This is a genomic window from Streptomyces sp. NBC_00726 (assembly GCF_045161735.1).
Lineage (GTDB): Bacteria > Actinomycetota > Actinomycetes > Streptomycetales > Streptomycetaceae > Streptomyces.
Genome location: NZ_CP108983.1, coordinates 6,587,323 through 6,610,134, shown reverse-complemented (window position 1 = coordinate 6,610,134; position 22,812 = coordinate 6,587,323). Strand labels below are relative to the sequence as shown.

The 22,812-nt window shown below is 72.3% G+C and carries 26 protein-coding genes and 2 pseudogenes; 15 read left to right on the top strand and 13 right to left on the bottom strand.

What is annotated here, in order from left to right; genetic code table 11:
- The first annotated feature begins 90 nt into the window (after positions 1-90).
- From OG338_RS29325 to OG338_RS29305, 5 genes are all read left to right on the top strand, one after another.
- Positions 91-924 carry an NAD(P)H-binding protein gene (locus OG338_RS29325; protein ID WP_405940238.1) on the top strand — a complete coding sequence of 278 codons (834 nt, stop codon included), beginning with the start codon at positions 91-93 and terminating at the stop codon, positions 922-924.
- Positions 925-1,000: 76 nt separating this feature from the next.
- The gene (locus tag OG338_RS29320) at positions 1,001-1,471 is read left to right on the top strand and encodes a DUF2975 domain-containing protein (RefSeq protein ID WP_405940237.1); all 471 of its coding nucleotides are present in this window, start codon (positions 1,001-1,003) and stop codon (positions 1,469-1,471) included.
- On the top strand, positions 1,471-1,692 hold the full coding sequence (locus tag OG338_RS29315) for a helix-turn-helix domain-containing protein (protein WP_405940236.1): 222 nt from the start codon (positions 1,471-1,473) through the stop codon (positions 1,690-1,692). The genes OG338_RS29320 and OG338_RS29315 overlap by 1 nt, the downstream gene beginning before the upstream one ends.
- Before the next feature lie 111 nt (positions 1,693-1,803).
- Positions 1,804-2,343, top strand: coding sequence for an ArsR/SmtB family transcription factor (locus tag OG338_RS29310; RefSeq protein WP_405940235.1), 540 nt, complete (start codon positions 1,804-1,806; stop codon positions 2,341-2,343).
- A gap of 17 nt (positions 2,344-2,360) precedes the next feature.
- Complete coding sequence (locus OG338_RS29305; protein ID WP_405940561.1) at positions 2,361-3,611, top strand: MFS transporter; 1,251 nt, start codon at positions 2,361-2,363, stop codon at positions 3,609-3,611.
- 57 nt (positions 3,612-3,668) lie between these two features.
- Here the strand turns inward: OG338_RS29305 and OG338_RS29300 are convergent, their stop codons facing one another.
- Both OG338_RS29300 and OG338_RS29295 read right to left on the bottom strand, forming a co-directional pair.
- Positions 3,669-3,878: a DUF4287 domain-containing protein gene (locus OG338_RS29300; RefSeq protein WP_405940234.1), complete on the bottom strand. Its 210-nt coding sequence runs from the start codon at positions 3,876-3,878 to the stop codon at positions 3,669-3,671.
- A gap of 44 nt (positions 3,879-3,922) precedes the next feature.
- Positions 3,923-4,741, bottom strand: coding sequence for an alpha/beta fold hydrolase (locus tag OG338_RS29295; RefSeq protein WP_405940233.1), 819 nt, complete (start codon positions 4,739-4,741; stop codon positions 3,923-3,925).
- Positions 4,742-4,891: 150 nt separating this feature from the next.
- Between OG338_RS29295 and OG338_RS29290 the strand changes: the two genes are divergently transcribed.
- The gene (locus OG338_RS29290) at positions 4,892-5,500 is read left to right on the top strand and encodes a TetR/AcrR family transcriptional regulator (protein ID WP_405940232.1); all 609 of its coding nucleotides are present in this window, start codon (positions 4,892-4,894) and stop codon (positions 5,498-5,500) included.
- Positions 5,501-5,512: 12 nt separating this feature from the next.
- Here OG338_RS29290 and OG338_RS29285 read toward each other — a convergent pair whose 3' ends face one another.
- From OG338_RS29285 to OG338_RS29270, 4 genes are all read right to left on the bottom strand, one after another.
- On the bottom strand, positions 5,513-6,229 hold the full coding sequence (locus tag OG338_RS29285) for a VanZ family protein (RefSeq protein ID WP_405940231.1): 717 nt from the start codon (positions 6,227-6,229) through the stop codon (positions 5,513-5,515).
- 81 nt (positions 6,230-6,310) lie between these two features.
- A complete protein-coding gene (locus OG338_RS29280) occupies positions 6,311-7,369 on the bottom strand; it encodes a sensor histidine kinase (RefSeq protein WP_405940230.1) in 1,059 nt (352 codons plus the stop codon).
- Between the two features lie 10 nt (positions 7,370-7,379).
- Positions 7,380-8,075 carry a response regulator transcription factor gene (locus OG338_RS29275; RefSeq protein WP_405940229.1) on the bottom strand — a complete coding sequence of 232 codons (696 nt, stop codon included), beginning with the start codon at positions 8,073-8,075 and terminating at the stop codon, positions 7,380-7,382.
- Positions 8,076-8,153: 78 nt separating this feature from the next.
- Positions 8,154-8,378: a hypothetical protein gene (locus OG338_RS29270; protein ID WP_405940228.1), complete on the bottom strand. Its 225-nt coding sequence runs from the start codon at positions 8,376-8,378 to the stop codon at positions 8,154-8,156.
- Between the two features lie 149 nt (positions 8,379-8,527).
- On the opposite strand from OG338_RS29270, the gene OG338_RS29265 reads away from it, so the two are divergent.
- Positions 8,528-9,211, top strand: coding sequence for a ThuA domain-containing protein (locus OG338_RS29265; RefSeq protein WP_405940227.1), 684 nt, complete (start codon positions 8,528-8,530; stop codon positions 9,209-9,211).
- 86 nt (positions 9,212-9,297) lie between these two features.
- Complete coding sequence (locus tag OG338_RS29260) at positions 9,298-9,708, top strand: RidA family protein (protein ID WP_405940226.1); 411 nt, start codon at positions 9,298-9,300, stop codon at positions 9,706-9,708.
- An 18-nt stretch (positions 9,709-9,726) separates the two neighbouring features.
- On the opposite strand, the pseudogene OG338_RS29255 reads toward OG338_RS29260, so the two are convergent.
- A pseudogene (locus OG338_RS29255) lies at positions 9,727-9,942 on the bottom strand (GNAT family N-acetyltransferase); the annotation flags it as partial.
- A gap of 82 nt (positions 9,943-10,024) precedes the next feature.
- Between OG338_RS29255 and OG338_RS29250 the strand changes: the two are divergent.
- From OG338_RS29250 to OG338_RS29235, 4 genes and pseudogenes are all read left to right on the top strand, one after another.
- On the top strand, positions 10,025-10,474 hold the full coding sequence (locus OG338_RS29250; RefSeq protein WP_405940225.1) for a universal stress protein: 450 nt from the start codon (positions 10,025-10,027) through the stop codon (positions 10,472-10,474).
- Positions 10,471-11,463, top strand: coding sequence for an adenylate cyclase regulatory domain-containing protein (locus tag OG338_RS29245; RefSeq protein WP_405940224.1), 993 nt, complete (start codon positions 10,471-10,473; stop codon positions 11,461-11,463). The genes OG338_RS29250 and OG338_RS29245 overlap by 4 nt, the downstream gene beginning before the upstream one ends.
- Positions 11,464-11,656: 193 nt before the next feature.
- Positions 11,657-14,258: pseudogene (gene rph, locus OG338_RS29240) on the top strand (rifamycin-inactivating phosphotransferase).
- Between the two features lie 39 nt (positions 14,259-14,297).
- On the top strand, positions 14,298-15,185 hold the full coding sequence (locus OG338_RS29235; protein WP_405940223.1) for an NAD-dependent protein deacetylase: 888 nt from the start codon (positions 14,298-14,300) through the stop codon (positions 15,183-15,185).
- Here the strand turns inward: OG338_RS29235 and OG338_RS29230 are convergent.
- From OG338_RS29230 to OG338_RS29220, 3 genes are read right to left on the bottom strand one after another with little or no spacing between them, the layout of a single operon-like run.
- A complete protein-coding gene (locus OG338_RS29230; protein ID WP_405940222.1) occupies positions 15,182-15,634 on the bottom strand; it encodes a glutaredoxin domain-containing protein in 453 nt (150 codons plus the stop codon). The two genes, OG338_RS29235 and OG338_RS29230, sit on opposite strands and share 4 nt — an antisense overlap.
- An 11-nt stretch (positions 15,635-15,645) precedes the next feature.
- Entirely contained in the window at positions 15,646-16,002 is a 357-nt protein-coding gene (locus tag OG338_RS29225; RefSeq protein WP_405940221.1) for a hypothetical protein, read from the bottom strand.
- 37 nt (positions 16,003-16,039) lie between these two features.
- Positions 16,040-16,588 (bottom strand): hypothetical protein, encoded by a 549-nt coding sequence (locus tag OG338_RS29220; protein WP_405940220.1) that lies wholly within the window; start codon positions 16,586-16,588, stop codon positions 16,040-16,042.
- A 116-nt stretch (positions 16,589-16,704) separates the two neighbouring features.
- Here OG338_RS29220 and OG338_RS29215 point away from each other — a divergent pair, with 116 nt between their 5' ends.
- Positions 16,705-17,535 carry a DUF3626 domain-containing protein gene (locus tag OG338_RS29215; RefSeq protein WP_405940219.1) on the top strand — a complete coding sequence of 277 codons (831 nt, stop codon included), beginning with the start codon at positions 16,705-16,707 and terminating at the stop codon, positions 17,533-17,535.
- A 47-nt stretch (positions 17,536-17,582) separates the two neighbouring features.
- Here OG338_RS29215 and OG338_RS29210 read toward each other — a convergent pair whose 3' ends face one another.
- Together OG338_RS29210 and OG338_RS29205 are read right to left on the bottom strand one after the other, a co-directional pair.
- Positions 17,583-18,143 (bottom strand): YrhB domain-containing protein, encoded by a 561-nt coding sequence (locus OG338_RS29210; RefSeq protein ID WP_405940218.1) that lies wholly within the window; start codon positions 18,141-18,143, stop codon positions 17,583-17,585.
- 57 nt (positions 18,144-18,200) lie between these two features.
- Entirely contained in the window at positions 18,201-19,376 is a 1,176-nt protein-coding gene (locus tag OG338_RS29205) for an FAD-dependent monooxygenase (protein WP_405940217.1), read from the bottom strand.
- Positions 19,377-19,481: 105 nt separating this feature from the next.
- On the opposite strand from OG338_RS29205, the gene OG338_RS29200 reads away from it, so the two are divergent.
- Positions 19,482-20,099 carry a TetR/AcrR family transcriptional regulator gene (locus OG338_RS29200; protein WP_405940216.1) on the top strand — a complete coding sequence of 206 codons (618 nt, stop codon included), beginning with the start codon at positions 19,482-19,484 and terminating at the stop codon, positions 20,097-20,099.
- A gap of 18 nt (positions 20,100-20,117) precedes the next feature.
- Here the strand turns inward: OG338_RS29200 and OG338_RS29195 are convergent, their stop codons facing one another.
- Entirely contained in the window at positions 20,118-21,650 is a 1,533-nt protein-coding gene (locus tag OG338_RS29195; protein WP_405940215.1) for an MFS transporter, read from the bottom strand.
- Between the two features lie 206 nt (positions 21,651-21,856).
- On the opposite strand from OG338_RS29195, the gene OG338_RS29190 reads away from it, so the two are divergent.
- Positions 21,857-22,747 carry a TIGR03620 family F420-dependent LLM class oxidoreductase gene (locus tag OG338_RS29190; RefSeq protein WP_405940214.1) on the top strand — a complete coding sequence of 297 codons (891 nt, stop codon included), beginning with the start codon at positions 21,857-21,859 and terminating at the stop codon, positions 22,745-22,747.
- Positions 22,748-22,812 lie beyond the last annotated feature (65 nt).

Here is a 22,812-nt window from a genome sequence, read left to right as displayed (position 1 = left end):
GGCGGCGCACACGGCGTCTCCTTGACCTGAAGTGCGCTTGAGTTTCTAGCGTGTTCCCGAGTCCACCGCCTGACGACGGGAGCACACGCCATGATTCTTGTGACCGGAGCCACCGGAAACATCGGAAGCGCCTTGCTGAGGGAGCTGCACTCCCGGGGCGCGGGCCCCCTGAGGGCGTTGACCCGTGATGTCTCGCGGGCGGCTTTCCCCGCCGGGACCGAGGCCGTCGAGGGCGATCTCGCGGTGCCGGAGTCCCTGGGGCCCGCGCTGGCCGGGGCGCGGTCGCTGTTCCTGCCGTCGCGTGTGGGGCCGGACGCGGACATCATCGCGGCGGCGCGGCGGGCGGGTGTGGAGCATGTGGTGCTGGTGTCGTCCATCACCGTGCTGACCCATCCCCATCTGGGCCCCGCCGGTGAGAACCAGGCGGTCGAACGGCTGCTCAAGGACAGCGGCATGGACTGGACGGTGCTGCGGCCGACCCAGTTCGCGTCGAACGCCCTGATGTGGGCGGCGTCCATCCGCTCCGGCGACACGGTCCGCGCGCCGTTCGCGGACACCGGGCTGCCCACGATCCATCCCGGGGACATCGCGTCGGTGGCGCGGGTGGCGCTCACCGAGCCGGGTCACCGGGGCCGCACCTACGCCCTGACCGGCCCGGAGCCGGTGTCGGCCCGGCAGCAGGTGGCGGCGATCGGGGCCGCCATCGGGCGCGAGGTGCCCTTCGCCGGGATCGGCCGCCAGGAGGCCCGGGCGTGGATGGCCGAGGTCTTCGGGGCCGAGGCGGCGGACGCGGTCCTCGATGTCACGGGCGGAGACGTCAACGGCGAACTCCTCGCCGTGCGCGACACCGTCCGGCACCTCACGGGCACACCGGCCAGGCCGTTCCGGCAGTGGGCCGCGGAACACGCGGACGCCTTCCGCTGAGCGGGGGCACACCCACACCTTGCCACACCTATCGTTTTTCGATAGCTTCCCATCGTTGATCGATGGAAGGTGAATCATGGGACGACTGACCGTGGGCGCTCTGCGCACCCTGCTCGTGGTGGTGTGCACCGGCACCCTGTTCGTACAGGCGGGTATGGCGTGGGCGCTGATCAGCGGAAACGATCCGGAGGACGGGTCGATGCCGCTGACGCCGTTGCGGGTGCTCACGATCCTGGGGATGGTGTCGGTCCAGGTCGTCGCCGTCTGCGTCTGGCGACTCGTGGCGATGGCGCGACGCGGCACGGTGTTCTCGCACGCCGCCTTCCGTTACGTGGACGGCGTCATCGGTGCGATCACCTCGGCCGCCCTCGTGTGGTTCGTGGTCACGGGTGTGAACGCCCCGGGTCAGCGGGACGACCCGGGGGTCACCGTCATCATGGCCGGGGTGGGCGTGGGCATTCTGGGGGTCGCGCTCATCGTGCTCGTCCTGCGGGCGCTGCTCGCCCAGGCCGCGCGGATGCGGGCCGAGTTGAGCGAGGTGATCTGATGGCGATCACCGTCGACATCGACGTGATGCTGGCCAGGCGGAAGATGTCCGTGGGCGAGCTGGCGGAGCGCGTGGGGATCACGCCCGCCAATCTGGCGGTGCTCAAGAACGGCCGCGCCAAGGCGGTGCGCTTCACGACGCTCGCCGCCCTCTGCGAGGTGCTCGAATGCCAGCCGGGCGACCTGCTCCGCTGGGAGCCGGAGGCCGCGGCGGGCGAGTAAGCCACCTTCAACAGGCCCCGGAGCGTGCGGATTTCGCTGCCCGGGGCCTTTTTGGCGCCACTTCACGGAAACCTCTTGCCCAATGGTCAAGAAACGTTGACCATTGAGGGCATGCCAACCGACGACGTCCCCGAGACGTTTCATGTCACCACCGACGAGCAGCTGCGCGCGGTCTCCAATCTGACGCGCCACCGGATCATGGCGGTGCTCCGCTTCGAGCCCGCGACGATCACGCAGATCGCCGAGCGGGTGGGCCTCGCGAAGGGGAGTTCCAGCTATCACGTGCGGCTCCTTGAGCGGGCCGGCCTGGTGAAGGTGGTGCGGACGCGCAAGGTGCGGGGCGTCATGGAGCGGTACTACGCGATGGCCGCGCGGTCGATCGAGCTGCCCGACCCCGGGGACGGGGGGCCGGATGTGCTGATGCGGCACGCGGTGGCGGACCTGGAGGCGTCGCCGGCGGGCGGCGAGCGGCATGTACGGATGGCGCATCTGCGGCTCACCGACGAGCAGTTCGCGGAGCTGGGGGCCCGGTTGCAGGCGCTGGCGGACGAGTACCGGGAGCTCTCCGATCCGGCGCTGCCGGACACCTCGCTCGTGTTCGCGCTGTTCCGTCCCGCGCCGGTCCGGCAGCCCGAGGGGGAAACCAAGTGAAGCCCAGTACAACGAAGTTGCCTGCCGGGTTCGGCCGGCTGTGGACCGCCCAGACGGTCTCCTCGCTCGGCGACGGGGTCACGCACGCCGCGCTGCCGCTGATCGCGTTGACGTTGACGCGGGACCCGATGGCCCTCGCCGTCGTCACGGCCGCGGGCACCCTGCCGTGGCTGCTGTTCGGGGTCCTCGGCGGTGCGCTGGTGGACCGTTGGGACCGCCGGCGCACCATGTGGGTGGCGGACACGGTGCGTGCGGCGCTGCTCGCGATACCGGCGGTGGCGGCCGGGCTGGACCTGCTGAGCATTCCGTTGCTGGCCGCCGTCGCGTTCCTGCTCGGCCTCGGCGGGCTCTTCTTCGACACCGCTGCCACGGCCTATCTGCCGGACCTGCTCAGCCGCGACCCCGCGCAGCTGGAGCGCGCCAACTCCCGCCTGCGCGGGGCACAGACCGCGATGTCCGGGTTCGCCGGGCCGCCCGCGGGCAGCGCGCTGCTGGCGCTCGGGCGCGCGGTTCCGCTGGTCGCCGACGCCGCGTCGTTCGCGCTCTCCGCGCTGCTCGTACGTACGCTGCCGGCCACGCCCCGGCCCGTGCCGGAGGCCCGTGAGCCGCTGCTCAAGCAGGCCCGGGCCGGTGCGTCCTACGTGTTCCGCAACCAGCTGCTGCTCGGGCTGGCGCTGCGCCCGGCGGTCGGGAACATCGCCTTCCTGGCCGTGGAAACGGTCCTCGCCCTCTTCGCCCACGACCGCCTCGGCATCGGTGCGTACGGCTTCGGTCTGCTGCTCACCGCGGAGGCGACCGGCGGCCTGCTTGGTGCGGCCGTCGCCTCACGGCTGGGCCGGCGCCTCGGCACCGGCACCGCGCTGACCTGCACGGCCGCCGTCGAGGGCCTGGCGATCCTCGGCCTGGCCTCCGCCTCGGACCCGTACGTGGCCGGGTCGGCGCTCGCCGTGTGCGGGGCGGCCATGGGCGCCACGATGGTGCTCGGGCCCTCGCTCCGGCAGGCGATCGTCCCCGGTCACCTGATGGGCCGGGTCGCGTCGACCTCCCGGATGCTCGCGATGTGCGCCGCGCCCGTCGGGGCGTTCGTCGGCGGCTGGCTGGCGACCGCGTACGACATCCGCACCCCGCTCTACACCGCCGCCGCGCTGCTGCTGACGATGACGGCGGTCACCGCGTCCATGACGAACAACCGCCGCGTCGAAGCGGCGCTGCGTGCGGCCGCCACGGCCGAGGAGACCACCCGGGAGGGTGCGCCCGACCCGGTGTGAACGCCTCCCCCACCGCCGGGCGCCCGCTCCGTGGAGCACGGAGCGGGCGGGCCGCGTTCACTTGCCCTGTTCCGCCAGCGTGTGGGCGACCAGGGCGTTGGCGTGGCCGTGGCCCAGACCGTATTCGGCCTTGAGCCAGGCGACGAGCTCCATGTGCTTGGTCAGGTCGGACGCGCGGATCATGCCCTTCCACTCTTCGACGGGGCGGCCGTACTTCTTCTCGATGGAGGGGAAGTAGCTGGCGGGCCCCTTGGCCGGTGCGGCCATGCGGTGGCTCCTTCTGGTGTGGGTGTACCTGTCGGTTGTGCTGATTACCGTGTCTGTTCGCCGCCGAGGAAGGCGGCGAGGACCGGTGCCAGGGCCTGCGCCGGGATGTTGTGCTCCTCCCCCGGGAAGACCCGGAGGGTGAAGTTGTCGCCCGTCCCCGCGAGTTCGCGGGCACCGGTCAGCATGTGCGGCGCGCCCACGTCTCCGCTGCCGACGAGCACCGGCACGGTGACCGAAGCCCAGCGCTCGACCGGCAGCGGGCGGCCGGACATGGTGTCGCCCATGACCCGGCCGTCGTACGGAAGGGTGTGGGCGACGGCCGCCATGTCCGCCCAGAACGGCGCCTGCCGCATGCCCTCGACCATCTCGCCGGGCACACCGACCGCCGCCGTCATGAAGTACGCGACGGCCTCCCCGCGTTCCTCGCGGCCGATCAGCTCCGTCAGGTGCGCCACGTAATCGGCGGGCAGCGGCGGCCGGCTGCCGTCCGTGATGAACGGCGGCTCGTAGAGCGCGAGACGCGGTACGGCACTCCCCCGGGCCGTCGCCTCCAGGGCGAGCGCGGCACCCGAGGACATCCCGAAGAGCATCGCGGAGCCACCGCCCGGACCCTCGATGAGCGCGTCGATGTCCTCGATCTCGTGGCGCACCTCGTACGCGGGGCCGTCCCCGCTGTCGCCCCGGCCCCGGCGGTCGTACGTGATCACCGTGAACTCACCGGCCAGCAGTGCGGCGAGTCCGGCGGAGGCGCCCCGGGTCATCAGGGCGCCTCCGACGAGCACCACGGCCGGGCCGTTGCCCTGCTTCTCGAACGCGATGGCCGTGCCGTCGGCGGAGACGACCTTGTCCACAGTCCTGCTCATGCGAAATACCCCCATAGATGCATGGTTGACACGGCTCCCGGGCCGCAGTGAGCCGCGGTTCGGAACTAGACGGTACAGTACCCATATGGGAACTGGTCAGTCCAGTACTCTTCGGGGCAGGCAAACGCGGACATAAAGAGGGAGCCGATGATGGACAGCCGGTCAGCGCGGAAACACCGGGCGATTCTGGACGCCGCGACCGAGGTGTTCCTGAACAAGGGATACGCGGGCACGAGCATGGACGACATCGCGAAGCTGGCCGCGGTCTCCAAGCAGACCGTCTACAAGCACTTCGCGGACAAGGAGAAGCTGTTCGCCGAGATCGTGCTGGCCACCACGGACCGCATCGACGCCCTGGTCAACCTGGCGGCCGACATCCCGGCCGACGCGGAAACCCTCGGCGAGAACCTGACCCGGCTCGCCCGGCAGTTCCTCACGGGCCTCACCCGGCCCCAGGTGATCCAGCTGCGGCGTCTGATCATCGCCAACGCCGACACCTTTCCGGAGCTCGGCGCGGCCTGGTACGAGCAGGGGTTCGAGCGGGTCCTCGCCACGCTGGCGGACACCTTCCGCCGTCTCACCGACCAGGGGCTCCTCAAGACCCCCGACCCGCTCCTGGCCGCCCACCACTTCTCCGGGCTGCTGCTGTGGATCCCGGTGAACCAGGCCATGTTCCACGGCAGTTCCCAGCACACCGACGCCGACCTGGACCGCTGCGCGGACGGCGGCATCCGCGCCTTCCTGGCCGCCTATGCGTGAACTCCGGGTGGCTCAGGGCACCTTGGGGCCATCAGTGGCGAGGTGCCGGGTGGCCGGCTCGCGCGGGAGCCACCACCGGGTGGACACGAGGGCGGCCAGGGCGGCGCCGGTCGCGTTGACCAGGACGTCGTCCACCGAGGAGACCCGGTCGAGGCGGAGCACGTACTGGAGGGTTTCCAGCAGGACCGACAGGCCGGCACCGAGTGCCAGGACGCGTGGCAGCGATGCCAGTGCGGCGTACCGCATCGGGGCGAAGAAGCCGAGCGCGGCGAACACCAGCAGATTGCCGACCAGCCCGAGTGTTCCCATCGTGACCAGGTCCACCAGCGGGACCAGGCTGACGCGGCCGGGGACCTCACCGGCGTTGGCGCCCGGCATCAGGATGAGCCACACCCACGGCACCGTTCCGTGCACCATGCCGACCTCGGCCAGCGAGGCGCGCCGTGCCCGGGCCGGCTCGACGCCCGCCGCCCGGCGCCTGCGCGTCAGGAACCACACGATCAGCGCGGACACCGGCAGCGCGGCCACCATGGCCAGCATCACGCCGTTGAACGTCCAGAACCAGGCGTACCAGCCACCGTGCACGACCATGGGCACGGACACCACGAACATGTGCAGCACGAACGGCGCGAGGGCCGCCGCGGCGACGCCGAGGGCGGTGAGCACGACCGGGCGGACGGCTCTTCGGACGCGGCGGGGCGAGGCGGGCAGTGCGGAGTTCTGATCCATGGTCCCCACTCAACACGCGGGGTGGTTGCGGTGGCGTATGCGTATTTCGATACGTGCGCGATATACGCGGGCGATGTGCGGTCAGGTCCGCGGCGTCGCGGCGGACAGTTCGACCGTGACGCGGAGTCCGCCGGCGGGGCGCGCGGTGAGGGTGAGTGTGCCGTGGTGGGCGTGGGTGATGGACCGGACGATGGCCAGTCCGAGCCCTGCGCCGGGGTGGTCGGTGTGGACGCGTTCGGTGCCGCGCTGGAACGGTTCGGTGAGGCGCAGGACAAGGTCCGGGGGCACGGGTTCGCCGGTGTTCTCGACGGTGAGCAGCACGGTGTGCGGGCGGACCTCGGTGGTGACCCGTACGCTGCCGTGTTCGGGCCGGTTGTGGACGATCCCGTTGTGCACGAGGTTGCCGGCCAGCTGGAGCAGGAGGGCGGGCGATCCGGTCGTGGGGGCGATGTCGCCGTCGGCTTCCAGGGTGACCCCGTGTTTCTCGGCGAGCGGCAGGAGCGTTTCGGTCGCCTCCTCCGCTACGAGGGAGAGGTCGACGTCCTCGCGGGTGAAGGTCTGCCGGTCCGCCCGGCTGAGCAGGAGCAGCGCCTCGGTGAGGTCGATGGCGCGGGTGTTGACGGTGTGGAGGCGGTCGATGAGCGGGTCGGTGGCGCGGTCCGGGTCGGCGCGGGCCACGTCGAGCAGTGCTTTCGTCACGGCGAGCGGGGTGCGCAGTTCGTGGGAGGCGTTGGCGGCGAACCGCTGCTGTTCGCCGACGTGCGCTTCGAGTTGGGCGAGCATTGTGTCGAAGGCGTCGGCGAGTTCGCGGAACTCGTCCTGGCGTCCGGGCAGTCGGATGCGGTGGGACAGCGACCCGGCGGCGGCCGTGCGGGTGGCCTGCGTGATGCTGTTGAGGGGCGCGAGCATGCGGCCGGCGAGGAACCATCCCCCGCCGAGGCCGAACACCAGCAGGAACGACAGCGTTACGGCGGCCAGCGGGGCGAAGTCGCGGGCGACGGCGAGTTGGTAGTCGGGCACGAAGACCAGCCCGATGTGCGGTACGCGCGTCAGGAACAGCCATCCGGTGACGAGCATCAGGATGCCGGCCAGCAGGACGAACCCGGTGTAGCTGAGGGTGAGCTTGAGGCGGATGCTCATGCCCGGCTGTCTAGCCACGGCCGGTCGCCTCGTCGCCCGGTCCCGGCGCGGTGTCGATGCGGTAGCCGACGCCAGGCACGGTGGCGATGATCCACGGCTCGCCGAGCCGCTTGCGCAGTGCGGAGACGGTGATGCGTACGGCGTTGGTGAACGGGTCCGCGTTCTCGTCCCAGGCCCGTCGCAGCAGTTCCTCGGCGCTGACGACACCGCCTTCGGCTGCGACGAGGACTTCGAGGACCGCGAACTGTTTACGGGTCAGCGCGACGTACCGGCCGTCGCGGTGGGTCTCGCGGCGGAAGGGGTCCAGGCGCAGGCCCGCCACCTCCCGCACGGGCGGCCGGCTGTGCGCGCGTCTGCGGTCGAGCGCCCGGAGCCTGAGCACGAGTTCCCGCAGGGCGAAGGGTTTGGTGAGGTAGTCGTCGGCGCCGAGTCCGAAGCCGGACGCCTTGTCGTCGAGCCGGTCGGCGGCGGTGAGCATCAGGATCGGCATGCCGCTCCCGGAGGCGACGATCCGCCGGGCGATCTCGTCGCCGGACGGCCCGGGGATGTCCCGGTCGAGGACGGCGATGTCGTAGCTGTTGACTTCCAGGAGTTCGAGCGCGGTGTCGCCGTCGCCCGCGATGTCGGCCGCGATGGCCTCCAGGCGCAGACCGTCGCGGATGGCTTCCGCCATATACGGTTCATCCTCGACGATCAGCACACGCATGCGGTCATGCTACGAGCTGCCGCATATCGTCGGCGTATCCGAAACGGACCGGTCCGCCGGACGGGTCCCGCACGTGGCCTACACGTGGTTGGTGGCGAACAGGTCCAGGTGGCCGCACTTGGGGCAGCGGAACGCCTCGATCTGCCGGCGTGGCCGGCCCATGCGCTTGGCGCCGCCGAAGACACCGCGTTCCAGGGCGCCCTCTATCCAGCGGGAGTACCCGCGCGAGTGGTCGCCGCCGTCCTCGATGAAGCCGTCCTCCAGGCCGACGGTTCCGCAGTGGGTGCACGTGAGGTTGTTCATGCCGCGAGTCTAAGGACGCGCCCCGGCGGGAAGGCTCCCGGGCTTCGAACGGTTGCCCAGCCGGTACGTACGCGTGGGATACCCGCCCGCCTGGGCAGACTGCCGGTGACCGTCGCCCTCGTGCACCACCCGGACCCCGGAGTCGCAGCATGCCCCGTACCGGCCGCCTGTCGGACGTTCTCGTCTTCACCCGCACCACGGCCTACCGCCATGACTCGATCCCCGCCGGGCGGGCGGCCCTGCGCGCGCTCGGCGAGGAGTACGGGTTCGGGGTGGAGTGCTCCGAGGACCCCTCGGTCTTCACCGACGCGTCCCTGGCGGGGCGGAGTGCGGTGGTCTTCCTGTCCACCAGCGGCGATGTGCTCACCCCGGACGGGCGGGACGCGCTCCGGCGCCGGCTTGCCGACGGCTGCGGTTTCATGGGGGTCCACTCCGCCGCGTGCACCGAGTACGACTGGCCGTACTACGGGGAGCTGCTCGGTGCGCGCTTCGCGGGGCACCCCGCATTCCAGCCCGGCACCGTGCTGATCGAGGACCCGGACCATCCGGCGACGCGCCATCTGCCGCCGCGCTGGGACCGGCACGACGAGTGGTACGACTTCCGGAGCAACCCGCGCGGCCTGCCCGGGGTGCGGGTCCTGGCGACGATCGCCGAGACCGGTTACGAGGGCGGGGGCATGGGGTCCGACCACCCCCTGGTCTGGTGCCGGGAGTCCGGCGCGGGCCGCTCGTTCTACACCGCCCTCGGACACGCGGAGGCTGCCTACACCGACCCGGCGTTCCGGGGCCATCTGCTGGGGGGCCTGCGCTGGGCGGCGGGCGAGAGGCTCTGAGGGCGGGTGGAAAAGAAGGAGACGGGGGCGGGTCGCGTTGGCAGGATGTCCGGGTTCCGCTCTCTACGCGATTGGACCCCCGCCCCATGCCCCGCGCCGTCACCCTGATCCGCTCGGCTGCCCTCTCCGATGTCGCCGAGTACGCGTACGCGGCGACGGCGCCCGCCGAGTCCCGGCTGATCTTCCTCGCCGGGGCGTGCCCGCTGAACGACGACGGTTCGACGGCGGCGGCCGGGGACTACGCGGGCCAGGCGCTCAAGGCCGTCGAGAACATGGAGGTCGCCCTCCGTGCCGCCGGCGCGTCCCTCCAGGACGTCATCAGCACCCGGGTGCTCGTGGCGTCGAGCCGCCAGGAGGACCTGGTGGCGGCCTGGCAGGTGGTCCGGGACACCTTCGGCGACCATGACGTGCCGAGCACGCTGATGGGCGTCACCGTGCTGGGTTACAAGGATCAGCTGGTCGAGATCGAGGCGGTCGCCGCCGTGCTCGACGCGTGACAGCGGTGCTGTGACGGGTTACGCGGCCGGGTGCCGTACACCCATCCACTGCTCGGCGCCCCACGCCTCGAAGCGGTGGATCTCGGTGAATCCGAGCTTCTCGGCGAGGCGCACGGAGGGGGCGTTGGCGGTCTGGGTGAAGAGCACCACGGGTTCGCCCCGGCACGTCTCCGCGAACCGGTCGAGGACCGCGGCGCACGCCTCGACGGCGTACCCCTGGCCCCATGCCTCCGGGGCCGTTGCCCGGTCTTGCTCGGGCCTGCCCTGGCCCATACCTTACTCTGAAGTAAGTTTACTTCGGAGTAAGGAGATTGCGTTGACCGCCTATCAGACCCTCCTGGTCGGCACGGACGGTTCGGAATCGTCGTACGCGGCCGTCGAGGCCGCCGCGCGCCTCGCCGCCGTGTGCGGTGCCGAGCTTGTCATCACCTGCGCGTACGCCCCTATGCGCGGCCCGGAACTCGCGGCCGCGCAGGATCAGTTGGGTGCGGAGGCGTACCAGGTGGTGGGCTCGGCGCCGGCCGAGGAGACGTTGAGAGCCGCGAGAGACCGTGCGCGTCTCCAGGGCGCGTCGAAGGTGCGTACGGTCGCCGTGGAGGGTGAGCCGGTCCCGTCGCTCGTGCGGGCGGCCCGGAAGTGCTCGGCCGACCTCCTGGTGGTCGGAAACAGGGGGCTGCGGTCGCTGGCGGGGCGGCTGCTCGGGTCCGTGCCGGCGGATGTCGCCAGAAAGGCCGGCCTCGACGTCCTGATCGTGCACACCACATGAGCGGAAAGCCGGAGACCGTCGAGGAGGTGCTGCTCGGCGGGGGCCGGGTCTGGACGCGACGGGACGTGGCCGCGCGCGCCGGGGTGGAGTTCGAGCGTGCCGTACGGGTGTGGCGCGCACTCGGGTTCCCGGCGCTGGACGACGACGCCAGGGTGTTCACGGACGCCGATGTGGAGGCCCTTCGCGCGGGGGAACGCCTCATCGCGGCCGGGCTGATCACCGAGCACAGCGAGGCTCTGATGGCCCGGGCCCTCGGCCACCATCTCTCCCGGCTCGCCGACTGGCAGGTGGACACCCTGCGGGACTGGATGGAGCGGGCCGGGGACACCGCGCCCGGCCGGGAAGCCCTCCTGGCGCACATGGCGGTGCTGCTGCCGGAGATCGAGCGCCTTCAGCGGTATGTCTGGCGCCGCCATCTCGTCGCGCATGCCGGGCAGTTGCCGGCCGAGGAGCGGGAGGAGGGCGGTGCGGCCGGTGACGGCGCGCATGTCCGGGAGCGTGCGGTCGGGTTCACCGACATGGTGGGCTACACCCGGATGACCCGTGGTCTGGACGGCGCCGAACTGGTGGGTGTGCTCGACCGGTTCGAGACCATGACCGGCGATGTGGTGGCCGAGGGCCGGGGCCAGGTGGTGAAGACCATCGGGGACGAGGTGCTCTTCGTCTGCGAGTCCGCGGCCGACGCCGCCGGGATCGGCCTCGAACTGTCGGCCCGAGCCCAGGCCGATCCGAAGCTGCCGCAGGTGCGGACCGGGCTCGCCCACGGCCCCGTGATCGGCCGCTTCGGTGACGTCTACGGGGCGGCGGTCAACGTCGCGGCCCGGCTGACGGCGGTGGCCCGCCCCGCGTCCGTCCTGGTCAACACCGCGCTCGCCGGGGAGCTGGCGGGGACGGCGGCGTACACGCTGAGGCCGCTGCGCCCGGTGTCGGTACGCGGCTACAGCCGGCTGCGGCCGGTGCTGCTGCGGAGGGGGCGGCCCGGTTCCTGACCCGATGAGGTGGCCGGGGGCGCGTGCCGGTGGCGGGCGGAGCGGCCGGCACGGCGTACAAAACAGAAAGCAGGGAGAACCGTCTCCCTGCCCTATCCAACGTATAGCGCACCGGGGGGCTTGCGGCAAGGGCCGGGGGGTGCCGCAGAATCATCGGCCTGACCACCCCGGCCTGCGGAAATGAGGACGCTGCGTGCGCGAGCGGTACGTGTGGGATCTGAACGAGGCCGATGGGGCGCCGGTCGCGGCCGTCGGCGGCAAGGGCGCGCATCTGGCCACGCTGTCGCGGATCGAGGGCGTCCGGGTGCCGGGCGGGTTCTGCGTCACGACGGACGCCTTCCGGCGCGTCGTGGCCTCGGAACCTGCGGTCGCCGGACAGCTCGACCGGCTGGCGGGCGTGGACCCGGACGACCGGGAGGCCGTGCGTGCCCTGAGCGCGGAGCTCCGGCGGACCGTCGAGGACCTGCCCCTGCCGGACGAGCTGGTGGCGGCGGTGACCGGCGCACTCGCCCGGCACGGGGAGCACGCCGCGTACGCCGTACGGTCCAGCGCGACGGCGGAGGATCTGCCGACGGCCTCCTTCGCGGGCCAGCAGGACTCGTATCTGAACGTCGTGGGCGCGGCGTCGGTGCTCCGGCATCTCAGCCGGTGCTGGGCTTCGCTGTTCACCGAGCGGGCCGTGACGTACCGCCGGCGGGGCGGCATCGACCACCGCACCGTGCACATGGCCGTCGTCGTGCAGCGGATGGTCTTCCCGCGGGCGTCGGGCGTCCTCTTCACGGCCGACCCGGTGACCGGCAACCGCAAGGACGCCACGGTGGACGCCGGCTTCGGGCTGGGCGAGGCCCTGGTCTCCGGTCTGGTCAACCCGGACGTCTTCACCGTGCGCGACGGCGAGATCACCCACCCGGTCGATCGCCGTCAAGGAGCGTGCGGTCGAGGCCCTGGACGGCGGGGGCACGCGGGAGGTGGCGGTCGGCGCGCGGCGGCGCGAGGAGCCGGCGCTGACGGACAGACAGGTCCTCGGGCTCGTACGGCTCGGGCGGCGGATCGAGGCCCGCTTCGGCCGCCCGCAGGACATCGAGTGGTGTCTGTCCGACGACGGTTTCCGGATCGTCCAGAGCCGGCCGGTCACGACGCTGTTCCCCGTCCCGGAGGCGGACGACGGCGAGAATCACGTCTACGTCTCCGTCGGGCATCAGCAGATGATGACCGACGCGATGAAGCCCCTGGGTCTGTCGATGTGGCGGAAGACCGCCATGGTTCCGATGCCGGCGGCCGGCGGGCGGCTGTTCGTGGACGTCACCCGGCGCCTCGGCCCGCCGTCCGCCCGGGCCGGGCTCCTGGACCTGATGGGCAAGGGTGATCCGCTGGTCAGGGACGCCCTGGAGACCGTCCTCGCCCGCCCCGGCTTCGTCCCGACGCTCCCCGACCCGGCGCCCGCCGCGCCGCCGGCCGGTGGCGGGCCCGACCCGATCGCGACCGACCCGGCCGTCGTCGCGGGGCTGATCGCGCGCAGCGAGGCGTCCGTCGCCGCCCTGGCGCGCGACATCCGGACGCACACCGGACCGGCCCTGTTCGACTTCCTGCCGACGGCCTTCGAGGAGCACAAGCGGGTGCTCGGCGACCCCGTGAACATGCAGGCGATCATGGCGGGCATGGAGTCCACCTGGTGGCTCAACGAGAAACTGCTCGAATGGCTCGGCGAGAAGAACGCGGCCGACACGCTCACCCTCTCCGCCCCCGGCAACGTGACCTCGGAGATGGGCCTCGCGCTCCTCGACGTCGCCGACGCGATCCGCCCGCATCCGGAGGCGGTGGCATATCTGCGGGGCGTCGGCGACGACGACGGCTTCCTGGACGGCCTGGGGAAGGTCGTGGGCGGGGCTGCGGCGCGCGAGGCCATCGAGGCGTATCTCGGCCGGTACGGCATGCGGTGCGTCGGCGAGATCGACATCAGCCGGCCGCGCTGGAGCGAACGTCCCAGCGCGCTGGTGCCGGTGATCCTGGACAACGTACGGCTCTTCGGGCCGGGCACGGCCGCGCGGCGCTTCGAGGAGGGGCGGCGGAAGGCCCTGGCGAAGGAGCGGGACGTGCTCGCCCGGCTGCGGGCGCTTCCGGACGGGGACCGGAAGGCCGACGAGACCAAGGCGATGATCGACCGGGTCCGCACCTTCATCGGCTACCGCGAGTACCCGAAGTACGGGATCGTCTGCCGCTACTTCCTCTACAAGCAGGCCCTCATGCGGGAGGCCGGCCGCCTGGCCGGCGCCGGGGTGCTGGCCGACCGGGAGGACGCCTTCCACCTCACCCTGGAGGAGTTCGGTGACGCCGTGCGCTCCGGCGTGGTGGACCAGGAGCTGATCCGGCGCCGCAAGGAGGAATTCCGGGCGTACAGCGCGCTCACCCCGCCCCGGGTGCTCACCTCGGACGGCGAGGCGGTGAACGGGGCATACCGGCGCGACGACGTGCCGGAGGGCGCGCTGAACGGGCTGCCGGTTTCCGCCGGGACCGTCGAGGGAAGGGCCCGGGTGATCCTGGACGTGTCCGAGGCGGACCTCGATGCGGGCGACATCCTGGTCACCACCTTCACGGACCCCAGCTGGTCGCCGCTGTTCGTCGGGATCGCGGGCCTGGTGACCGAGGTGGGCGGGCTGATGACGCATGGCGCGGTGATCGCCCGGGAGTACGGTCTGCCGGCCGTCGTGGGCGTCGAGCACGCCACGCGGCGCATCCGGGACGGGCAGCGCATCCGCGTCCACGGCACCGACGGGTACATCGAGCTGCTGTCCTGACGGCGGGGCGGTCGGCGGCCGGTTCCGTACCCTGGACGCATGCGGATGCGCCCCACTCTGAGCTGGACCCCCACCACGGGGCTGCCCCCGGCCACCACCGACCTGGAACCCGTGGTCGACGCGCTCGGCCGGGCCGGTGTGCTGGTGCTGAGCGGGGCGGGTATCTCGACGGAGTCCGGCATCCCCGACTACCGGGGCGAGGGCGGGAGCCTGAGCCGGCACACGCCGATGACGTACCAGGACTTCACGTCCGGTGCCGCGGCCCGGCGGCGGTACTGGGCGCGCAGCCACCTCGGCTGGAAGACGTTCCGGCGGGCCCTTCCGAACGCCGGTCACCGGGCGGTGGCCGTGTTCGGGCGCGGCGGTGCGCTGTCCGGGGTGATCACCCAGAACGTCGACGGGCTGCATCAGGCCGCCGGCAGCGAGGACGTGGTGGAGCTTCACGGCGGCCTGGACCGGGTGGTCTGCCTGAACTGCGGCACGTTCGTCGCGCGGCGGGAGGTCGCGCGGCGGCTTGAGGAGGCGAACCCCGGGTTCCAGCCGGTGGCGGCCGGGGTCAATCCGGACGGCGACGCCGATCTCACCGACGAGCAGGTCGGGGACTTCCGGGTGGTGCCGTGCGAGGTCTGCGGCGGCGTCCTCAAGCCGGATGTGGTGTTCTTCGGCGAGTCGGTGCCCCCGGCGCGGGTCGAGCACTGCCGCGAGCTGGTCCGTACGGCGTCCTCGCTGCTCGTCCTGGGGTCCTCGCTGACGGTGATGTCCGGGCTGCGGTTCGTCCGGCAGGCGGCGCGGGCCGGGAAGCCGGTGCTCATCGTGAACCGGGAGCCGACCCGGGGCGACGGCCAGGCCGTCGCGCGGATCGGGCTTCCGCTGGGGGCGGCCCTGGGGACGGTCGCGGAGCGGCTGGGGCTGCGCGTGGAGGACTAGGGCCTGTCCCCCGGGTCACGCTGGGCGATCCGGGCGCGTACCCACGCCGGGTCCGGGTTGGTGTGGGGCTGTCCCGCCACGAAGACGGTGGGGACGGTCTCGTTGCCGTCGTTGACCGCGCGCACCGCGGCGGCGGCCTCGGGGTCGCGCCAGATGTCGACCCAGTGCAGCCGGCGGGCGTGCCGGCGCAGCCGGAACCGCAGCCGCAGGCAGTATGTGCAGCCCGGCCGCCAGAAGACGATGGGCCGGCCGTCGGCCGCGCTGCGGCGCCGGGCCTCCGCCGCGCTGACCGACCTCGGGAAGACCAGGGGCGAATTCAGGCCGGCGAGCAGTACGAAGGCCACCAGAAGGGCGACGCCTTCGCCGGTGCTCCCCCGGGCGATCAGTCCGGCGGCGACGGCCGCCCCGGAGGCGAGAAAGAGGATCGGCAGCAGCCAGGCACGCGTCATGGCGTCCCAGGCTACCGGCGCGCCGGTACGGCCCGGACGCCGGGCCGCCGCAGCCGCCACCACCGGCGCGGGTGCCCGTCCGGGGCGTCCTGCCCGGGGTCCGGCAGCGGCGGGTCCACATAGGTCCGGGCGGTGAGCTCCGCCGCCAGGCCGACCCGGCCGGGGTGGACGCAGACCGGGGTCCGGGTGTCCACGGTGTACCGGAAGCCGTCCGCCGCGTCGAATGGCCAGTCCCGGCTGGGCCGGTCCGCGACGAGGAAACCGGTGCGCGGCAGCCGCAGCGCGGGGCAGAACCAGCAGCACGGGTAGTCCGACTCCGGGTCGATGAAGGGTGCCCCGCTGAAAGGTGCCTCGGCGTCCTCGTCCATAACCCCAGGAAGGTAGCGCACCGCGCGCCCGCCCCGCTCAGCCGGCGGTGGGCCGCCAGTCGTCCGGCCAGGGCACGGCGCGCGCGGCGGCCCCCGGCACGCCGAGGCTGGCCCGGGCGCGGTCGACGTAACGGTCGCGTGCCTGCCGGAACTGCCGGTACGCCTGGTCCCAGTCCTGCTCGGCCGAGGTCTCGACGCCCCGGGCCAGGGCCTCAAGGCGCCACAGGCAGTGGTCCACGGACTTGGACGCGGTGTTCGCCTCGGTGTCGCCGAGCAGGCCGAGCGTTTCCGAGAGCGCGGAGCGCCGCGATTCCAGCCGGCCGACCTCGGTCAGGACCTCGGGGGTCGCCTCCACGGGGATGGGCCCGGTCGTGAGCCCCCGGCCGGCGGCGAGCATCTGATAGCGCGCGGCCAGTTCCTTGACCGCGTGCGCGTATTCGGCGTAGGCGGTGAGGCGGCGTTCGTCCCATCGCACGGCCTGCTGTCTGCGCCATTTCGTACGCTCATGGGCGCTGGTCACCAGGAACGAGGTGACGGCCCCCAGGGCGACGCCGGCGAGCGGCAGTATCTGTGCGGTCAGACTCACGAAGGCCCCCCGGTCGGTCGTGTTGCGCGCCGGAGAAACCATATCGGCACCGCGCCGCCTGCCGAGCGGTGAGTAATGCCGTGCGGCGACCGGCCGTCTGCGGAAACACTGTGCCGATGAACTCCCTGCGTGCTCTCGCCCATGTCGCGGCGCTGGCCTCGGGCCCTGCGGCGGACCCGGCGCTGCGTGTGACCCTCAACTTCCATCCGGACCGTCTGCGGGCCGGCCTGCCCGTGCTGGAGGCGATGGCCGAAACCGGTGTCTACTCCTCGCAGTTCGTGACCGGCACGAGCAACGGGGGTCTCACGGCCTATCCGGGCGGTGACCGGTGGCACTGGGAGAGCAGGATGTTCGGCGGGGTGTACGACAGCGCGCCGGCCGGGGAGCGGCCGGTCTACGGGGCGTTGAACTTCCGCCGGTACGTGGTCGGCGCGGCGCCGCGGTTCGGTTCCGCGCATTTCCGGCTGGGCGCCGGGGCGTTGGAGCGTACGACCTTCTGCTATCCGGACAGCTTCTTCGGCCCCACGGACTTCGGGGTCGCCGCGCGTATGGGTCTGATCGCCCTCGCGCGGGCCGATGAGCGGGATGTGCTGGACGACTACATCGAGGCGCAGGTGCACGGGCCGGTCCGCCCGGACGCCCATGTGGAGGCGCTGGTCCTGGACCCCTGCTACCGGGGCACGGAGGTGGCGGCGGCCGCCGGGCGGCTGGGCTGTCCGGTGGAGTGGCACCCCGGGTTCCGCCTCTCGGTGGACGGACTGCGCCGGCATCCCGGCTACCGGGGGCAGGAGTACGTGGACCTGGGCGCGGCCATCGCCGTGGACGGTGTGCTCGACCCCCGTGTCGTCGGGGACGCGGCGCGCTCGGGGCGGTTCGACCCGCAGGCGGTCAAGAAGGTGTGGCACTGCCTGGCGAGGTTCGGCTTCGTGCACGGGGAGGGCAGCTGACCGGGGGGCCTGCCGTGCGGGGCTGGGTCCTGAGGCGCGCGGTTTCCTCAAGGTGCGCGGCCCGGCCGGACGGTCTTCACCATTTCGACCGGGTTGATCGGTTCGACCAGCTCCGCCGTCGCGGCGGCCACGAAGTGCGCGGGCGGCTCGCCGTCCAGCAGGGTGCGTGCGTAATTCGCGGCCTCCGAGGGCGACATGCCCGGCAGTGTCCGGCGCAGCAGCCGCACCGCGTGCAGCCGCCCGTGCTCGGCGGCTGCCGCCCGTACGGCGTCGTGGAGGTCGTCCACCGCCGTACGGACGGGCAGTCCCCGGATCCGGCCCCGGTAGTCGTCCTCCCATGCGCCGGACATCGCCGAGACGGCGCCGATCCGGTGCAGGCCCCCGTCGACGCGGTCGACCAGATACGGCCCGACGCCCAGCAGCATGTCCCTGAAGGATTCGGTCCGCAGGTACTTCACGGACTGCCAGTGCACGATCCACACCAGCTCGTGTTCCTCGGCTTCGGCCACGGCGACGGCCGGCTGCTCCACCCCCTTGGCCAGCCACTCGCGGTGCTCGCGCTCCAACTGCTCCGCTACGAGGCGCACAGCCTCTTCTCGCTCGATCACATCCGGAGCCTCCCGTACGGCCGGACGTGCCGTCCACTCGGCCGGGACCGGGTTCGGTCAGTCCCGTAGCACGCCCGCCCGTGGGGTGGGGAGTTCACCGCAGTCGTACGTGTAGAGCCAGGCCATGGCCTTCTCGTAGAAGAGGCGGATGCCGACCGGCATCATCAGGTCCCGCGCCCAACGGCCGAGCGGGCCCGCCGTCTTGGCGTCGCGGTTGCCCGCCGCCGCCCTGGCCATCCGCGCGAGGCGGTCCGAGCGCGCGGCGTCGTACGCCGTGAGGGCGGCCGGTACTGAGGGCTCCGTGCCGAGCGAGCGTGCGAGCACGAGGGCGTCCTCCAGCGCCATCGACGCGCCCTGGCCGGCGCCCACGGGGTGGTCGGCGTCGCCGAGCAGCACGATGCGGTCGTTGTGACGGACCGTCACCGGGCCCAGGGTGTGCGTCAGGGTGGGGCGGTGCAGTGCGACGGTGGCGGCGAGGACGGCGGACGGCACCCGCTCGTGCCGGTGGAGAGCGGCGAGGTGGGTGAGCCATGCCGCGTCGCCGCGGCCGAGGTCCGGCTCTCCGGGGCTCGCGACCTGGGCGGACCACCAGACCCTGCCGTCCGGGGCCGCGAGGTGGAGGAAGGCGCCGTTGCGGGCGAACGTCATGTGGAAGACGCCGGGTTCGACGGGCACACCTTCGGAGACGCCGGAGATGCTGTACAGACCGGCGTACGCGGGGACGGGGGCGCCCGGGTCGAGCAGGGTGCGGGTCACCGAGTGGATGCCGTCCGCGCCGACGAGCAGGGACGCCTCGGCCGTGCGGCCGCTCGCGAAGACCGTGCGTACACCGGTGTCCGTCGCGACGGCGTCCACCAGGCGTTCGCCGGTGACGAGGTGTGCACCGGCGGCCAGCGCCTCGGTGCGCAGTGTCTCGACCAGGGCGCCGCGCATCAGGGTCACGCTGTGCAGCCCGTCGCCGCCGAGCCGTCCCCTCGGTACGTCCCCGAGCAGCTTGCCGGACCCGGACCACATGCGCTGGCGCGGCACGTCGAAGCCCGCGCTCCGCACCTGGTCCAGGACGTCCAGGGCGCGCAGCACCCGTAGCCCGTTGGACGCGAGGCTGAGGAACGAGCCGACCCGGCCCGCCGGTTCGGCGTACGCCTCGTAGACCGTGACCTCCGCGCCGAGCCGCCGCAACGCGATGGCGCTCGCCACTCCGGCCACTCCCCCGCCGACGACGATGACGTTCACATCAGCCCCCTGAATCCATATTCAGTGAATCACAATTCATCGAACTCGGGTTCACTATGATGGGCACCCGACCGCACGTCAAGCGCGACAAGGAGCCACCGTCCGATGGGCGTTCGCAAGGAGAGGGCCGCCGAGACCGGGGCGGCGCTGAAGGAGGCGGCGCGCCGGCTGTTCGCCGAGCGGGGCTACCTCGATACGAAGATCACCGACATCACGCGTGAGGCCGGGCGCGCCACCGGCTCCTTCTACGCGCACTTCGCGGACAAGGAAGACCTGCTCAAGGCGTTGGTGGGCGACCTGAACGCGCAGTTGCACGCGGAGATGGGCGCACAGGAGCACCCGGCCGGCCACGACCTGACCGACCCGGCGCAGCTGCGGGCACATCTGGCGGCCACCTGGGGGGTGATCCGCGATCATCTCCCGGTGATCGTGGCGATGATGCAGACCACCTTCGCGGGGCCGCCGAGCGAGGGGCGCGCCTGGGCGAGCCTGGCCGGGGACACCGGTATCTTCCGCGAGCACCTGGCCTGGCTGCGCGACCGGGGGCACCGGCTCCCGGGCGATCCGGCCGTGGTGGCCGCCGCCATGGGCGCGATGGTCTCGCAGCTCGCGTTCGCGGTGACGACGGCGGGGCCCGGGCGGCCGGCGGTCTCCGACGACGAGATCATCGACACGCTGACCCGGCTGCTGCTGCACGGACTGGCCGGACCCGCGTCCGGGTGAGGGGTGCGCCCGGGGGTGTTACGAGGTCTGGGACAGGGGCTTGGCGATGTCCTCCAGGGAGCGCTGTTCCGCGTCGACCGCGAGGAAGGCGGCGACCAGGCCCGCCGCGCACATCAGGGCCGCGCCGATGGAGAACGCGAGGGCGGTGTCGCCGGGGACGCCCGATTCGGTGAGGTCGGCGAAGATCAGGGGGCCGCTGATCCCGCCGGCCGCGGTGCCGATCGCGTAGAAGAAGGCGATGGCCATCGCGCGGGTCTCCATGGGGAAGACCTCGGAGACCGTGAGATACGCGCTGCTGGCTCCGGCCGACGCGAAGAACAGCACCACGCACCAGCACGCGGTGAGGGTGTTGGCGGTGAGCGAGCCCCGGTCGAACAGCCAGGCCGTGATGAAGAGCAGGATGCCCGGCAGGATGTAGGTGCCGGCGATCATGATGCGCCGTCCGATGGTGTCGAACAGCTTGCCCAGCACGAGCGGGCCGATGAAGTTGCCGGCCGCGATCACCGCGAAGTAGTAGCCGGTGTGGCCGCTCTCCACGTCGTAGAACGTGGTGAGGATCGCACCGAAGCCGAAGGTGATCGCGTTGTAGAGGAACGCCTGCCCGATGAAGAGGGAGAGGCCGAGCACCGCGCGCTTGGGGTAGCTGCGGAAGACGGTCCTGGCGATGAGCCCGAAGCCGATGCTCTTGCGCTGGTGGATCGTGATCTCTCCGGCCGGCGGCGGCAGCTTCTCGCGCTTCTCCGCCTCGACCTCCCGCTCGACGGAGTCGACCAGTTCGTCGGCCTCGTCGCCGTGGCCGTGGATGAACTGCCACCGCGGACTCTCCGGGACGTGCCGGCGTACGAGGAGGATGACCAGGCCCAGGACGACGCCGAGCGCGAAGGTGAGGCGCCAGCCGAGGTCCTTGGGGAAGATGTCGGTGTCCAGCATGACGATCGACAGCAGCGCACCGCCGACCGCGCCCAGCCAGTAGCTGCCGTTGATGATGAGGTCGACCCGGCCCCGGTATTTCGAGGGGATGAGCTCGTCGATGGCCGAGTTGATCGCCGCGTACTCGCCGCCGATGCCGAAGCCGGTGAGGAAGCGGAAGAGGAAGAACCACCAGGCGCTGAAGGACAGCGCGGTCATGGCGGTCGCGGCGAGGTAGACCGCGAGCGTCACCATGAACAGCTTCTTGCGGCCGTAGCGGTCGGTGAGCCAGCCGAAGAACAGCGCCCCCGTGCAGGCACCCGCCACGTAGAGTGCCGCCGCGAGCCCGGTGACCTGGGCAGACGTGATGTCCAGGCCCGACCCGTCCTCGGCGAGCCGGCTCGCGATGTTGCCGACCGTCGTGACTTCGAGGCCGTCGAGAATCCACACCGTGCCGAGGCCGATGACGATCATCCAGTGCCAGCGCGACCACGGCAGCCGGTCGAGCCTGGCCGGGACGGCGGTGGTGACGGTGCCGAGTCCGGAATCGCCGGGTGCCGCCGCCTCGTCGCGCCGGTCGCGCCCCCGGTCCGGGCGCCGTTCCCTGTCCCCGGGTCCCTCCGATGCGGCGGGGGTCGTCACGGCAGCTTCCTCCTCGTCCGGGCGGGTGCGTCCTGCGGAGCCGCAGGGCATCCAATATCCGCCGGTTGCCCCGGCACCGCCGCCGCACACGCGGCGACTGCGCCACATGGGCCCCGCTCACCGCCCCCTGACGGTGTGCCGGAAGACGGTCCACCCATTCGCGGGAGGCGCGGGAATAGTGCGTGATGGCCGCTGTTGTCCCCGGCATGACTTCTGAGAAGCGTGAGACGTTCGGCCGGATCGGCATCTGGAGCGGGGCCCTGCACGCGTCGCGGGCGGACGCCGACGGCAGGAAGGCGATGACGGAGGCCGCCGCCGAGATCGAGGCGCTGGGTTACGGGACGCTGTGGCTCGGCAGCAGCCCCTCCCCCGACGACGCCGCCGAGATCGTCGCCGCCACCCGGACCATCACCGTCGCGACGGGCATCCTGAGCATCTGGAGCCACACCGCCGAGGAGGTGGCCGCCCGCGTCGCCGTGCTCGACGCGAACGCCCGGGGACGCTTCGTCCTCGGCCTGGGGGTCAGCCACGACGTGCTGGCCCCGCAGTACGCGAAGCCGTACAGCGCGATGGTGGCCTATCTCGACGCGCTGGACGCCGCCGAACCGTCCGTGGGCCCCCGGCACCGGGTGCTGGCGGCGCTCGGCCCGAAGATGCTGAAGCTGGCGGCCGGCCGGGCGCTGGGCGCGCACCCCTACCTCGTCTCCGCCGCGCACACGGCGGAGGCGCGGCAGGCGCTCGGCCCGGACGCGCTGCTGGCGCCCGAGCTGTCCGTGGTGCTCGACGCCGATCTCGGCCGGGCCCGCGACACGGCGCGCGGGATGCTGGCGATGTACCTCAAGCTGCCCAACTACACCGGGAACCTGCTGCGCCTCGGCTTCACGGAGGGCGACTTCGACGGCGGCGGCAGCCCGCGCCTGCTGGACGCCCTCTTCGCGCTGGGCGACGCCGAGCGGGTGAAGGCGCGGACGCGCGAGTACGTGGACGCGGGCGCGGACCACGTGGCGCTCCAGGTGGTCACGGCGGAGGGCGGCAGGGCGGGGCTGCCGCTGGCCGAGTACCGCGAGCTGGCCGACGCGTTCGGCGACGAGCTGTAACGGAGAGCGTCCGAGCCCCGGTCCGCGACCCCGTGGGCCGGGGCTCTTGCCCGGGCGGAGCCGTC